Genomic DNA, 14,888 nt, shown 5'->3' with positions numbered 1-14,888 from the left:
GCCAAATACAAAGCCATCTGCTTCTTTTGCCTTTTCTACAAATTCATTTACGCAGTCATCACGAAATACACAGCCATTTCCCTTGCTACAGCCACCGCAGCCAATACAGTCACGAAGCGGTTCTGCACCAATCTGGAAAATTTCAGTATCAATGCCCTCTTCCTGCAAAGTCTTTGCAATTTCTTCAAGTGCCGTGTACGTACATCCCTTTAAATTGGAACTTCCATTTAATAATAAAACCTTCATATTTTCTAAATCTCCTATCAGTCATTTGTCTTCGGACATCTCCATGAATATCCTGCCTTATTCTCATTTTCTCTCATTGACTTATAGCCAGTCGTCTTTTCCTTGCCGCAAAGCTGTACCTTTGTAAAATCAAGCACAACACTCCAGTCCTGCTTGGTGTAAGCATGACCGCCCTCACGGTAATGAATTGCGCTATGTTCCTTGACACCAAGAAATTCGAATACTTCAGATGCTGCAAGCCACGAAACCTGTGTGCCAAATGGATTGATCCAGTCATCATCAAGACCTTCTACAAGAATCAGCCGTCTCGGCGCAACACACGCACCGAGGATATTCGCGTCAAATGGAATTTCATTTTCGCGAAAACGATTCTTTCCATCTGGTGTACCATAGTCTGCCACATTTTCCATCAGCCAGTATGGAAAACGCTCTTTATTTAACATAACACCAATACGCTCTGAAAGACCAATATTTTCTCCAAGACGACAGCCGCTTAAACGCATACTTGCCATACCGCCGCAGCCAGAGCCTGCCGGTGCTACAACTGCTGCACGCTCATCATAAATCCCGCAGCAAAGTGCTGCCTTTCCCATACGCGAGTGACCAGTCACAACTGTTTTTGTCACATCTATATCTTTCTGCGTTTCGAGCCAATCAATAACACGGCTTTGCAGCCATGCCCACATTGCAAGTGCCCGCCATGTGTAACCTGGGTACGCCTTTGCACAGCCACCTTCCCAGATTTTTTCTTTGTCATCCGGTGCTGCCTCAGCAATTTCAAAGCTGCAAATTTCAAAGCCCTGTTCAGCTGCCATGCTTATAATCTCCCCTGGCAGTGTGTCTGCTGCTGGAATTACAACAGGAATTAATTTTTCCTCACAAGGCATCACTGGACGATACACGTGTACATTAAAGAAAACAGGTGCTTTCTCACCCTGCGCGCAAAGACGAACTACTTTATGACAGACAGTATTTTGACATATTGTTTCATTTGACAACTCACTTACTGTTAATGTCTGTGGACGTCCCGGCATTTTGCCATAGTACATTTCACTTAACAGTTCTAGATACGCCTTTCGCTTTTCTTCCCACTCCGCCTTGGTACTCATAATGCTTCCGTCTGCCTTATAAAAAGGATTAGGGAGCTCCCAGGTCGGCTCAAAATGGATTTTCTCACTCATGGAAATCACCTCCCAAAATTGATTTTAATCTATTTTAGCCCTTCCTGACGCTCCCGTCAATTAATTATCTTATCTACTTTTTACTCTATTACATGTGGTTCAATTTCCTTCGGAATCAAACACTCATACTTTTCACCGTCAAGACGTTTATCAAACTCATCCCACGCCTTTTTAATCTCTTCTGGATGCTCTAAAAGTGTCTTAGCACTTTCTGCCATAACTTTTGCAGCAAAAATCATTCCCTTGTGAGCAATAGCTGACTTACCCTGTGCTGTCCACTGCCAGCTGTGCGCACCTGCACCATAGCTATAGCATGCTGTATTGACTGTAGCCGTTGGAATAACCCAGCTGACATCACCTACATCGGTACTTCCCATCTCACAATGATCGGTATGGATGGTTTCAACCACATAATCACAGATCTCGGAATTTTTAATATTTTCGCGAAGCTTCATAATATCAGCAATTCCAAATGGAATATCACTCAGCTGATCCTCAACTGAAAAGCTGTCCTTAAACTGCTTTGCATATGCACGCTCCTCTGCTGTATAAGTTGGAACTCCAACAGTCTGAAATGCCTTTGCAATAACATCCTCAAGTGCAAAGTTTGGAACAGTATTGCTTAAGCCCTCGTCAAACAACACTTCAAGTTTTGTATCAGTCATCAGTGCTGCGCCCTGTGCTATACGAACCACACGCTCATAAAGCTTCTTACACTTTGGATTTGTTGCAGAACGAATAAGATAACGCACCTCTGCCTCTGCCTGTACGACATTCGGAGACTTTCCTCCAGTATTAGTAATTGCATAGTGAACGCGGTCACTGTCCTCCATATGCTCACGCATATAGTTTACACCCACATCCATCAGCTCGACTGCATCGAGTGCACTTCTTCCAAGATGTGGTGCACCTGCTGCATGAGAAGATACGCCATGAAAACGGAAACATGCCTGAATGCAGCTCTGGCTGCTTCCAGTGCATACCATGTGGAAATTAGCCGGATGCCATGTCAATGCGATATCACAGTCATCAAACACACCGTCACGCGCCATATAAGCCTTTCCCGAACCGCTCTCTTCACCTGGGCAGCCAAAAATCTTTACTGTTCCGCTGCCGCCGTTTGCCTTTAACATTTCACGGTAAGCCATTCCTGCTGCAATTGCACCCACACCAAGCATATGATGACCGCAGCCTTGTCCCATACCGTCTGGATCTTCTGGATGATATGACGGGCAGTCTGCCTTCTGGTTCATGCCATAAAGTGCATCAAATTCTCCTAAAAAGGCAATTACTGGATGGCCGCTTCCCCAGCTTGCTTCATAGCCAGTTCCAGTCTTTGCAACATCTGTCTTTACTTCAAAACCATGCTTCTTTAAAAATTCAACATGTGCTGCGCTGCTTTTATACTCGCGAAAACCTGGTTCCGGAGTCTCCCATACCGCATCCGCAAGCGCACACAGCTCTTCTTCATATGGAATCTGCATATTCTTACTCCTTATATATAATGATGTTGGTAGCAAAAGGTGTTTTGACCCCTTTGATGCCAGATTGCTTTGTTTCACAAAAGCTTACGCAATTATCCCACCATGTGGCATGCCACTTTGCGTCCATTAATCTCCTTCATCTTCGGCATCTCATTTGCACACTTCTCATTCGCATACGGACAGCGCGTGCGAAATGGACAGCCGCTTGGCGGATTAATAGGGCTTGGCAGTTCTCCTTCAAGCATAATACGCTTTCTTGATTTTCCAACAAGCGGGTCTGGAATAGGAACAGCGCTTAACAATGCTTTTGTATATGGATGCATTGGATTTGCATATAATTCCTTACTGTCGCCCTCTTCAACAAGATGACCAAGATACATAACGCCAATGCGATCTGAGATATGCTTTACCATGCTTAAATCATGCGCAATAAAAAGATACGCAATGCCAAGCTCTTTTTGGATATTCTTTAACAGATTGATGATCTGCGCCTGAATAGAAACATCAAGTGCAGAAATCGGCTCATCACAGACGATAAACTCTGGATTAAGTGCCAAGGTTCTTGCTATTGAAATACGCTGTCGCTGTCCACCTGAAAATTCATGAGGATAACGGCGCACATGATCTGGTTTTAAACCAACAATCTTTAAGAGCTCCGCCACACGATCATCCTGTTCTTTTCTCGTCTGGTAAATATGATGAATTACCATAGGCTCACGAATTATCTCACCTACTGTCATTCGCGGATTTAATGATGCATACGGATCCTGAAAAATCAGCTGAATATTCTTTCTAAATTTCTTTAGCTTCTGTCCAGAAAGATGTGTGATATCTTCTCCATTTACAAGAATTTTTCCATCTGTCGGTTCATTAATTTTTACAATAGTTCTTCCAAGAGTAGACTTTCCACAGCCTGATTCACCTACAAGACCATATGTCTCACCTTTATGAATCTGAAATGACACATCATCAACAGCCTTTACAACCTGCTTTTTGCCCCAGGTTTTTCCTGCATTAAAATATGTCTTTAAATGCTCAACAGAGACGATCACATCACGCATATCATCTGCATTATTTTTTATCTCATTTTGTATTTCCATGCTGTGCCTCCTCCCTGTTCTTTTTTTCATTTAACCAGCAGGCACTTCTATGTGTATCACTAAAAATTGTCTCCACTGGCATTTTTGTCTTGCAAATCTTCATAGCCTCACTGCAGCGATCCACAAACGGGCATCCTGCCGGCGGCTTTAATAAATCCGGCGGTGAACCTGGAATTGGCGTAAGCTCCTTGTCATCATCCTCTGGATTATTGATACAATTTAACAATCCCTTGGTGTATGGATGATTCGGCTCGTAAAAAATCTCACGATCAGTTCCTGTCTCTGCCAGTCGTCCGCCATACATGATATTTATGCGGTCACAAAGGCTGGCAACGACACCAAGATCATGGGTGATCATGATGACAGCTGCTCCTGTCTGTCTGCTCATTTCCTGAATCAGTTCAAGCACCTGTGCCTGAATCGTAACATCAAGCGCAGTCGTTGGCTCATCGGCAATAATAAGCTTTGGCTTATTTGCCAGTGCAATTGCAATCACGATACGTTGTCTCATACCGCCCGAAAATTCAAACGGATACTGATTGATACGCTTTTCTGGCGCTGGAATACCGACCTGACGCATCAGCTCAATTGCACGTTCATTTGCTTCTTTCTTTGTCATTTTCGGATTGTGATTCAAAAGAGTCTCACGAATCTGCTTTCCAATAGTTAACACTGGATTTAAAAATGTCATAGGATCCTGAAAAATCATTGCCATTGTATTTCCACGAATCTCACGCATTTTTTTCTCATAGGAACGATTATCAGGAAAATCCTTTCTTGCAATTGACTCACCATTAAACACAATTTCGCCTTCATTTATAGAGCCATTTTGTGCCAGAAGGCCCATAACTGAATACATCGTAACTGATTTTCCTGATCCTGACTCACCGACAATGCCTAGAATCTCGCCCTCTTTTACAGAAAAGCTTACATCACGAACAGCCTGCACTGTTCCTTGATCAGTAGTAAAATCTACCCTAAGATGTTTTACATCCAATATTGTTTTCTTCTCTTCCATGATTCCCCCTTACTTCTTCTTGGGATCAAGCGCTTCGCTTAAACCATCGCCGATAAAATTCAGACTAAGCATTGTCAAACAAATTGCAAGAACTGGCCAGATGATCTGAATAGGCTGACTCTGAATCAGAGAACGCGCATCATTTGCCATTGTTCCCCAGCTTGCCTGCGGAATGCTGATTCCAATACCGACAAATGCAAGGAATGCTTCCGTGAAAATAGCATTTGGCACCATCAGTGTCGTATTGACAATAATCGGTCCCATACAATTTACAATCAGATGCTTAAACATAATACGCTTCTTGCTTGCACCGATTACATAAGCAGCCAATGCGTACTCCTGCTCCTTCAATGTCAAAATCTGTCCTCTTACAAGACGCGCCATACCAACCCAGCTGCTTATTCCAATAGCAAGCAGCATGGAGAATATATTAGAACCAAAAATCAGCATAATTAAAATAACATATAAAAGCGTCGGAACAGAATAAATAATATCAACAAGACGCATCAATATCATATCGACCTTGCCGCCAAAATAACCACAAATGGCACCATAAGCAACACCAATCACAAGATTTAATAATGCCGCTGCAAAACCAACTGACAATGAAATTCTTGCACCGTACATAATACGTACAAAAATATCGCGGCCAAATTTATCAGTTCCAAACCAGTGTGCCGCATTTGGAAGTGCATTTCTGCAAGTCAAATCCTGACCATCATATGTATATGGCGAAAACATTGGTGCAAAAATGGCAAACAAAATGACTACTGCCATAAAAACAAGGCTGACTAACGCCAGCTTATTTTTCTTAAAGCGACCCCAGGCATCCTGAAAATAAGTTTTGCTCTCCACTGCCACAAATTCGGAGTCTTTTTCACTATCATCAAGACGCGCAAACTCAGAATCTTCAATATCCTGACAGAATATTTTTTCCATAAGTAATTCAATTCTCCCTTCTGTAAACTTACTTCAAGCGGATTCTCGGGTCCATAAGCGCAGTAATCAAGTCGGTAACGATATTACAGATAATGATAAATGCGCCATAGAAAATTGTCAATGCCATAATCATTGTGTAATCACGGTTGCTTACGCTTGTTACAAATTCTGCACCGATTCCAGGAACAGAAAACAATGTTTCTACAACAAATGAACCAGTTAAAAGTGTTGCAAGAAGCGGACCGGCATATGTGACAACTGGAACAAGAGCATTTTTAAGCGCGTGGCGAATGATAACCATAACCTGTCCTGTTCCCTTACTTTTTGCAAGCACCATGTAATCCTGCTTCATAACCTCAGTCAAACTCGTTTTTGTAAGACGAGAAATCATCGCAATCGGAGAAAGTGCCAGTGCCGTTGCCGGCATAATATAATGACGCCATGTGCCCAAACCTACGATTGGAAGACAATGAAGCACCACTCCAAAAAGAATCATCATAAGCAGCGCCAGCAAAAAGCTTGGCACACTGACACCAATTGTTGCTATAAAAGCAACTGTATTATTTACCCACTGATGCTTTGAAAAAGCGGAAATTGTTCCTAGTAAAATTCCAATAGCGAGTGCAATGCAAAAAGCAGCCAGACCAAGACTTGCTGTGTATGGAATACCTGCCATAATAATGTCAGATACAGCCTTTCCTTTTCTGTTTAATGATGTTCCAAAATCACCCTTTACTGCATTTTGCAGATAGCGTACATACTGCTCTGTAACAGGCTTATCAAGACCATACTGCTCAACTAACTTTTCCTTTACATTTGCCGGAAGCTTGCTCGTTTCTCCGGCAAATGGAGAACCTGGAATGGCATGCATCAGAAAAAATGTGATTGTCGCAAGGGCAAATAGTGTGATTAAACCGATTACCAGTCGTTTTCCAAAATATTTTGCCATCAGTTTTTCCTTTCTTTTGTCAGATATTTTTCAAACCAATCTGTCATTTCTTTTAAACGGCGCATTCTGTGAAGCGGTTTTCCATTTCTGGAAAGTCCATGATTCTCGCCTTCAAACAGACACATTCTCGCCGGCACACCATAAAATTTAACAGCTGTAAACATCTGAATGCCCTGATCCAGCGTACAGTTGTAATCATTCATTGAATGAATAAACAAAATTGGTGTCTTTGCATTGCAGGCATATTTAAGCGGTGAACAATCCCACATTTTTTCCATACCATTCCACGGTGTTGCCAAAATCTCATTCTGATCAAATGTTACGCCAATTTCACTGCATCCAAAATCAGATACCCAGTTTGATACAGAGCGCTGAGACGCAATCGCTGCAAAACGATCTGTGTGACCTTCAATCCAGTTACACATAAATCCGCCGTAGGAGCCTCCTGCTGCGCCAATTTTTGCAATATCTATCTGTGGATATGCAGCCAGTACATGATCAGTAAATTCCATCAGATCCTCATAATCAATTGTTCCATATTTGCCTCTTAAATCAGCAAACGCTTCGCCGTACCCTTCGGATCCTCTCGGATTACAGAAAAAGACAAACCAGCCCTTTGATGCCCACACCTGCATCTCATGGAAAAATACTTCTCCATATGTGCATCTTGGGCCACCGTGAATCTCTAACACTCCCGGATAACTCTTTGACGGATCGTAATCCTTTGGCTCAAGTACCCATCCATCAATTGTCACACCATCCTTATCTACAAACGGCATATGTTTTGCCTTTGAAATGAAGTGAGACTCTATATATGTGTCATTAAATGATGTTTTCTTTGTCACAGTACCATCTTTATACTCATAAATCTCGCAGAAGCCATTTGCCTTCATAGCAGCAAACGAAAGCTTTCCTTTTCCTGATGCTATCTCACAGACAAGACCATCCCATGCACATGCTTCGTTTTCTTCATATGAACCAGCTGCATCTCTCTTATAAGAAACAATGCCATCCTTATATCCATGCTGTGCAATTGCATAGATTGTACCATCCTTTGCCACAACAAGACTCTCACCATGACTATACTGGCAGTCTGTCATAATGTCTACACCAAGCAGACAGTCCACCTGTACCTTCTTTACAGGCTTTTTCAGCATTTCATCATACTCATAAATATCATGATATTGACCTTCTCCATATGGCTTTCCATCAGTTGCCGTAATCACAATCTTTCCATCTGCAAAAACAGCTCTTGATATCATCAGATTTTTCTGCTCCACAAGTGTTGTAAGCTTCTTTTCTTTTATGTCATAAAGGAGCACTGAATCTGTCTGATCAATCAAATTTTCCCACTCTTTGCCAAGAATCAAAAGTGCTTCATTTGACACACAGACAGAAGCCGTGTCAAAATTTTTTGCTGTCAGCTTTTTTAATGTACCTGTTTTTTCCTCATATAGATAAAGACAGGTGCGCACACCAGAGATAAAGCCACGTCCATTGCCCCATACAGGAACTTCATCAATTACATGATAATCTTTTTCTTCTTTTCTTAGCTTTTCATCAGCGTCTAGTGGAAGTGAATTTCTATTTTCTTCTATTCCCATACAATACAAGCCATCTGAAAGCTTCTTAAAAAAGGATACAGACCTTGAAACAGAAAACGCCTGCTTTGCCTCTCCGCCATGAATATTGATGCGGTAAAACGTCGTTTTCTCTTCCAAATCATCCTTTTTTTCGCTGCGCTCTGATACAAATAAAATTGTCTGCTCATCTTCCCAGATAAAATCACCATCTTTGCCAGATGATGTCAGCTGAACTGCTTCCTTATTTTCTTCCATGATCCAAAGATTTTTACTATACTTATTATTTTCTTTATCTGGCTGTACAATCGTAAATGCAAGTGTCTTCTCATCAGGGCTATACTTTAAACTGGATGGACTTTTTATTTCATTAAAATCTTCTATTAAAATAGGTTTTAATTGATTCATTTTTTTCCTTCTTTTCTCTTAATATTTTTCATATGCAAAGGGGGATGGCGCCCTTGCGTTCATCCCCCTTCACTGGAGTTTTCACGTTTCTAAGCTACATTATTCTGTAACTGTTGTATACGCAAAATATGGATAAATTCCATTCATGGTCTGACCTTCTACGTATGTCTGAACCAATGCCGGATCATTAAAGTTGAACAGTGGAATGACATATACATTCTCTTCAACAAGATAATCCTCTGCCTCATGAAGTGCCTTCATATATTCAGAACGATCTGAAATCTGACGCGCATCTTCGATCATCTGATCAAACTTCTCATCATTAACTGCCGGAACTACCTGCATACCAGTTGTCCACATCTCCAAAAACTGAATCGGGCTGTCCTCTGCGGAGTATCCATAACGGCAGATCTCAAAATCACCCTGATCAAGCTGATCATAGTAAACACCTGACTCAACACACTCAAAATCAACTTCTACGCCAACAGCCTCCCACATCTGCTGCAACATAGTTGCCACATCACCGTGGATTCCATTGTTTGAATACTTATAAGTAATATGAAGCGGATTGCTCTCATCATAGCCAGCTCCTGCAAGAAGCTCCTTTGCCTGATCTGGATCATATGTCAATGTGTAGCCGTCTGCATCACCCTCTGCACGGAAGGTATCAGTGTCACCTGCAACGCCCTCTGGAACGAATCCATTTAATACTGGATAGAAGCTGTCACCGCCAAGAACATCTACCAGAGATTCCTTGTCAATTGCAAGCGCTAGTGCACGGCGCACATCTACATTCTTTGCCCATTCAGGACCAGTCTCTGCTGAGTTGATTGCAAGATAGTAGTTTGAAGACTTCGGTACCATCCACAGTTCATCTGTTCCCTCATAATTTAATGCAGTATCAGTGGAAATTCCAAGAGCTACATCAATCTCACCAGTCTGATAAGCAAGTGCCTGTGCATCCTTATCTGCCATGCAAAGGAAGGTGATCTCATCCATTGTCACATCATCTGCATTTAAATAATTTTCATTCTTGTCAACAACAGCCTTCTCAGTCTCGTTGCACTCTGACAGTGTATACGGTCCTGTTGTTGGATAACCTCCCTCAAAGGCCCACAAAGAATCATGCTGTACGGCAAAATCCTCACGAACCGGCAACCATACGTTCGCGCACATCAAACCAGTCAGATATGCACATGGTGTCTTTAACTTTAACACAAGTGTCTGATCATCTGTTGCTTCAATTCCAACTGAGCTGTGATCAGCTGTTGTACAGTCGAAAGACTCACCCTCTTCCTGAGCAGCGGTGCTGTACTCCTCTGCACCCTCAATGAAGTTTACGAAATCATTGATTGCCCAAGCATTGTCTGCACCATAAGAAAGAGCTCGCAGATAGGAGTATACGAAATCATTTGCCATAACCTGCTGTCCATCACTCCACTTTGCATCTGGTGAAATGTGGAAGGTATATGTCAAACCATCATCTGAAACCTCATAGCTTTCGCACAGTTCATTCTGAACATTTCCATCTGCATCCTTGCGGAACATTCCAGCATACAGATGATCCAATACATAGTTGTTTGCAGTCTCAGTATTTAATGCTGGGTCAAATGTGGTAAACTGAGCACCCACTGCAACATTCAGTGTGCTTTCAGCGGTTTCATCTGCTGCTGTCGGTACTGCTGGCAAAATGGATGTTACTGCCAGAGCTGCTGCCATTAACTTTGCATATGTTTTCTTCATAATCCTACCTCTTTCTGCGTTCCTGCTCTCGTGCATTTTCTGTCTGAAGATTTTCATTTCTACAGATTTCTCCATGCTGCTATACATTGAGTATGTATATATGCGTGTTTTATACAAGAACGACTGTAGCTATTCTAGTTCTCAAATGCTCTCTTGTCAAGCTAAATCTTAATAAATCTTAAAATTTTTTTGTCAATTTTTGAAAAAACCTTTTTTATTTTATTGCCCGACCGAAAATTTCATGATATAATTGCTCTCAGTGCTCTGAATGGACGCATTTTTTGCGTTTCAATCCGTGCCTTAAAGAATTGGCCGTTTTGCGGCGGAATGGAGTTTTTCATGAAAGATAAAAAGAAAATTGGACTGATTCTAATGTATCTGTCCTTCGGCATTGTCATGGCCGGTCTCGGTGCAAATGATGCCCTGCGTGGTGTATTCTCACCTATTTTTAAAGATCACTTTACTCTTTCATCCGTGCAGATTTCAATGATTATTGTCATGAGCTATGCCGGAAATTTGATTTTCCTTTGGGCTGGTACACGTCTTGCTGACCGCTTCGAAAAGAAAAAAGTTATGATGGGCATTTTACTTATCTGGATGGCTGCACTGCTTGTCTATGTGACAACAGATAACTACTATGTATTGCTTATCACCATGCTCTTTACTATGGGTGCATCCACATTAATGAACACAATGATTAATCTTTTTGTTCCTATGTACTTCGCCGCTCCTGGTCTTATTGTCAATACACTGTTTTTTGTTCAGGGTATTGGAACAACAGGCAGCCAGATGATTCTAGGACAGGTTGCGACTGGCTTTCCCTGGTGGCAAAAGACGAACCTTTTACTGTTTAGTCTTGGCCTGATCGGTCTTATTCTCTTTTTGTTTGCTGGCAAAAAGGCTGTTGTTTTAAAGTCCGAAACAACCGATGCAAAAAATGATTTTGATTCTGCTTCTAAAGCAAAGGTTCAGATGAACAGCCCTATTCTTTGGCTTCTTGTTCTTGTCTTTGGCTTCTATTTCATTGGTGAGCACGGTGTATTGAACTGGCTTCTTCTTTATTGTAAGGATCAGTTTGGCATGGATTCTAATCAGGCATCCATCTACTTATCTATGTTCTCTGGTACCATGATGGTCGGCCGTCTTGTTATGGCTCCTCTCGTTCAGAAATGGGGACCTTCACGAAGCATTCAGATCTTTGGTGGAATCGGTACTGTTTTGTATGCAGTTGGTATTTTCTGCGGAAAGCCTACACTTATGTTAGTTGGTATTTCCGGTCTGTTTGTATCTATCCTTTATCCAACCCTTCTTTTGTTTGTACAGCAGTATTATCCATCTTCCATTGCCTCTACCGCAACAGGAACTATTATCAGTATTGCAACAATATTTGATATTGCTTTTAATCTGCTGTTTGGAAAGATCATTGATCAGATGGGCTATCATCTTGGATTTATGATTCTTCCTGTATCAATGATTATCTTCTATCTGATCGTAAACTTCTTAATTAAAAAATATAAGCCACTTCGCAATCTTGGCGAAGCTTAAAAAAATAAGCTGTGAAAAATGATTTCTCATTTTTTCACAGCTTATTTTTATTGGATCAAAAGGTATTTTGCCCCCAACTGATATCCACGAATTGCTCCGTTGCTATGGAGCTTTTGACCCTGGTATCATATCATTTTATCAAACACTTCATATGATTTTGGACTTGAGTAGTAATATCCCTGAATCTGATCACAATTCATATTTTGCAAAAATGCTGCCTGCTCTTTCTTTTCAACACCTTCTGCGACAACTTTCATATTTAATCCATGCGCTAATGCAATAACATGCTGAATAATCTGATCACCGCTTTCATTTCCAATGTAGTCAATCAGACTTTTATCAAGCTTAATCACATCAAACGGTAAAACATTCAAGCTAGTCAATGATGAAAATCCAGTACCAAAATCGTCCATGTGAAGCTTAAAGCCAGAAGCAACAAGCATATCCACAAGAGCTTTGATCTGAATACTATACATCGCAGCAGACTCTGTCAGCTCAATAGGAACACAATCAAATGGAATATTATTTTCCTTTACAATACGTGTATAATTTTCAACTAATCCCTCATGATGCAAGCTTGCACGCGACAGATTTATTGAAATCGGGAAAAATGCTTTTCCCTGCGTCAGTCTTTCTTTTTGTATCTGGCATACCTTCTTAAACACATACTCATCAAGTCTTGTAATAAGTCCATCTCGCTCAAAAAGCGGAATAAATGCTCCCGGCGATACCATGCTGCCATCTTGCTTGCGCCAGCGAATAAGCGCTTCTGCACCTGCAATCTTTTCTGTCTGTACATTATATTTTGGCTGAAACCATACTTCAAATTCTTCATTTCGCAGCGCATTTTCAAAATCATTTTCCATCATAACTTCTCTTATATGCTGCTGACCAAGCTGATCATCGTAATACGCAATGTTCTTTTCATAATTTAATTGAATGCTCTTCATTGCCATAATTGCTCTGTCACAGATTTCTGAAATTGAGATACTTTTATCTACATCCTTATATACACCGTACTTTACAAGCAAATTGGCAATTGGTGCATTTTCTGAAATATACTTTACTGCATTTTCCAAACGCTTTTCAAAATCGTTTTTAGAAATAGATGTAAACATAACAAACTGATCGTCACTGTAGCGGGCAGCTAAACCATCTGTCAAAGCTTTACTCATTATTTTTGCAAGATATCGCAAAATATCATCACCAACACGTATGCCATAAATGTTGTTTATCAATTTAAAGTTCTTTACATCTGCCATAATAACCGCATATGACTGATCAGGCTTATATCTCATTAAAATACCTGCATGGTAGTAAAACGCAGACTTTGTGTACAGACCAGTTAAATCATCATACTCAATTGCACTAAGTGCCGCAGCAGATTCCTTTAATTTAATTACACTATTTATTCTTGCCTTAACAACTCGCTGATTATATGGCTTCGGAACAAAATCTGATGCTCCTAGCTCCAGACACCTTGCTTCATCTTCCTGTCTTCCGCTTCCTGTCATGACAATAATCGGAACTAATGCCAATATCGGATTTTTCTTTGCCTCTTTCAAAAACTGAAAACCGTCACAAACAGGCATAAACATATCAAGAAGCACAACTGACAGTTCGGCATAATGTTCTTCTAACAGCTTTAAGCCAACTGCACCATCCTCAGCACAGAGCACATCATATTGATCACACAGCAAGTCTTTCAAAATCTCACGATTTAATTCATCATCCTCTACAATTAAAATGCGACGCTTTGATAAATTGCTTCCTGGTGAAACAATCTCCTGCAGCTGGCTACGCTTAATATCTGCATCTTCATTTGCAAATGCAAGAACAATCGTCTCAAATGAATCGGCAGATCCTACCCTTGCACATTTTATATAGTTGTAATGAATTTCTCCTGTTTCTTTTTTTTCACTGCGATAATGAACCATAAATTGAGGCACACGCTTTAAATGCGCGCAAAGTGATTCAAAATTCATTGCAAACTCAAGCTTATACTGATCCTGTGGTAGCACATTTTCTTTAACATAAGACTTGATTGCAGATGTATAAATTGTATCCTTCATACGTGTCATCTCATCTGCATTCTTACTTTCCAGATACATACTGACTTGCTGCGTTTTTCTGTCTACTGAGTAAATACTTCTGTAATCGCTTCCAAGTACATTAATTATGCTTGTCAGTCCCAGACCTTCCTTATTAGCTGGAAGCGGTTCATTAACTGCCTTTTGTCCATCTTCTGCGGCAAATCCAAATATAAGTGCATGTCCATGCGTGCCATCTGGCAAATCCATATCTACCGCATCTACAGTCTCATAATGTCCACTCACAGGATCTATATATGTTTTTGGCCCCTCTATCTTATTATAAATCGGACACATCGCACATGGCACCTCTTGATTCATTAGGCACCTATAGCACTTTTCTTCCTTTTTTATCCGTGGATACATGTGTTCGGCAACTGTATTGAAGCCAACAATATTATAGTTATCATCAACTATATACATTCCTGATGCATTTTGTCCCATTCCTTTTCCTTCCAAGTCAGTAACTATTCCGTTCTGCATATAAGAGAACATATTTAGTATAAGGGGCATTTTGACAAAATGCAACTCTTTTTTCCTGTTCAAGCTCGTTATAAAATTTTTAGGCGAAAACCCAGGGGCTTGCCCCTGGGATGAAGCCAAGA

General features: G+C 40.9%; 11 protein-coding genes. 1 reads left to right on the top strand and 10 read right to left on the bottom strand.

The features are described from left to right. The 9 genes from WJP93_RS09690 to WJP93_RS09650 form a co-directional block, all read right to left on the bottom strand. Positions 1-246 (bottom strand): flavodoxin family protein (locus WJP93_RS09690; RefSeq protein ID WP_337547994.1); only part of this gene is annotated, 246 nt, incomplete at its 3' end. 17 nt (positions 247-263) lie between these two features. Further along, positions 264-1,427, bottom strand: coding sequence for a hypothetical protein (locus tag WJP93_RS09685; protein ID WP_337547993.1), 1,164 nt, complete (start codon positions 1,425-1,427; stop codon positions 264-266). A gap of 80 nt (positions 1,428-1,507) precedes the next feature. Continuing rightward, positions 1,508-2,911, bottom strand: coding sequence for an amidohydrolase (locus WJP93_RS09680; RefSeq protein WP_337547991.1), 1,404 nt, complete (start codon positions 2,909-2,911; stop codon positions 1,508-1,510). A gap of 92 nt (positions 2,912-3,003) precedes the next feature. Next, positions 3,004-4,011 carry a dipeptide ABC transporter ATP-binding protein gene (locus WJP93_RS09675; protein WP_337547990.1) on the bottom strand — a complete coding sequence of 336 codons (1,008 nt, stop codon included), beginning with the start codon at positions 4,009-4,011 and terminating at the stop codon, positions 3,004-3,006. Continuing rightward, positions 3,995-5,029 carry an ABC transporter ATP-binding protein gene (locus WJP93_RS09670; protein ID WP_337547989.1) on the bottom strand — a complete coding sequence of 345 codons (1,035 nt, stop codon included), beginning with the start codon at positions 5,027-5,029 and terminating at the stop codon, positions 3,995-3,997. The genes WJP93_RS09675 and WJP93_RS09670 overlap by 17 nt, the downstream gene beginning before the upstream one ends. A gap of 9 nt (positions 5,030-5,038) precedes the next feature. Continuing rightward, positions 5,039-5,968, bottom strand: a complete 930-nt coding sequence (locus WJP93_RS09665) for an ABC transporter permease (protein ID WP_337547988.1) — start codon at positions 5,966-5,968, stop codon at positions 5,039-5,041. A 28-nt stretch (positions 5,969-5,996) separates the two neighbouring features. Then, complete coding sequence (locus WJP93_RS09660) at positions 5,997-6,917, bottom strand: ABC transporter permease (protein WP_308731172.1); 921 nt, start codon at positions 6,915-6,917, stop codon at positions 5,997-5,999. Beyond that, entirely contained in the window at positions 6,917-8,905 is a 1,989-nt protein-coding gene (locus tag WJP93_RS09655) for a S9 family peptidase (RefSeq protein ID WP_337547986.1), read from the bottom strand. The genes WJP93_RS09660 and WJP93_RS09655 overlap by 1 nt, the downstream gene beginning before the upstream one ends. A 99-nt stretch (positions 8,906-9,004) precedes the next feature. Next, complete coding sequence (locus WJP93_RS09650) at positions 9,005-10,648, bottom strand: peptide ABC transporter substrate-binding protein (RefSeq protein ID WP_337547985.1); 1,644 nt, start codon at positions 10,646-10,648, stop codon at positions 9,005-9,007. A 339-nt stretch (positions 10,649-10,987) separates the two neighbouring features. Here WJP93_RS09650 and WJP93_RS09645 point away from each other — a divergent pair, with 339 nt between their 5' ends. Beyond that, positions 10,988-12,193, top strand: a complete 1,206-nt coding sequence (locus tag WJP93_RS09645) for an MFS transporter (RefSeq protein WP_066558393.1) — start codon at positions 10,988-10,990, stop codon at positions 12,191-12,193. Positions 12,194-12,318: 125 nt separating this feature from the next. On the opposite strand, the gene WJP93_RS09640 is transcribed toward WJP93_RS09645, so the two are convergent. After that, entirely contained in the window at positions 12,319-14,727 is a 2,409-nt protein-coding gene (locus WJP93_RS09640) for an EAL domain-containing protein (RefSeq protein WP_337547983.1), read from the bottom strand. Between the last annotated feature and the right edge of the window lie 161 nt (positions 14,728-14,888).

It is taken from the genome of Anthropogastromicrobium sp. (genome assembly GCF_037349415.1).
Taxonomy (GTDB): Bacteria; Bacillota; Clostridia; order Lachnospirales; family Lachnospiraceae; genus Anthropogastromicrobium; species Anthropogastromicrobium aceti.
The sequence above is the reverse complement of the archived record's forward strand: the minus strand, read 5'-3'. Positions and strand labels throughout refer to the sequence as shown.

Excerpts from the sequence above, each read along its gene's own strand:
- WJP93_RS09685 (WP_337547993.1), bottom strand. The coding sequence starts at position 1,427 with ATGAGTGAGAAAATCCATTTTGAGCCGACCTGGGAGCTCCCTAATCCT.
- WJP93_RS09680 (WP_337547991.1), bottom strand. The coding sequence starts at position 2,911 with ATGCAGATTCCATATGAAGAAGAGCTGTGTGCGCTTGCGGATGCGGTA.
- WJP93_RS09675 (WP_337547990.1), bottom strand. The coding sequence starts at position 4,011 with ATGGAAATACAAAATGAGATAAAAAATAATGCAGATGATATGCGTGAT.
- WJP93_RS09670 (WP_337547989.1), bottom strand. The coding sequence starts at position 5,029 with ATGGAAGAGAAGAAAACAATATTGGATGTAAAACATCTTAGGGTAGAT.
- WJP93_RS09665 (WP_337547988.1), bottom strand. The coding sequence starts at position 5,968 with ATGGAAAAAATATTCTGTCAGGATATTGAAGATTCTGAGTTTGCGCGT.
- WJP93_RS09660 (WP_308731172.1), bottom strand. The coding sequence starts at position 6,917 with ATGGCAAAATATTTTGGAAAACGACTGGTAATCGGTTTAATCACACTA.
- WJP93_RS09655 (WP_337547986.1), bottom strand. The coding sequence starts at position 8,905 with ATGAATCAATTAAAACCTATTTTAATAGAAGATTTTAATGAAATAAAA.
- WJP93_RS09650 (WP_337547985.1), bottom strand. The coding sequence starts at position 10,648 with ATGAAGAAAACATATGCAAAGTTAATGGCAGCAGCTCTGGCAGTAACA.
- WJP93_RS09645 (WP_066558393.1), top strand. The coding sequence starts at position 10,988 with ATGAAAGATAAAAAGAAAATTGGACTGATTCTAATGTATCTGTCCTTC.
- WJP93_RS09640 (WP_337547983.1), bottom strand. The coding sequence starts at position 14,727 with ATGGGACAAAATGCATCAGGAATGTATATAGTTGATGATAACTATAAT.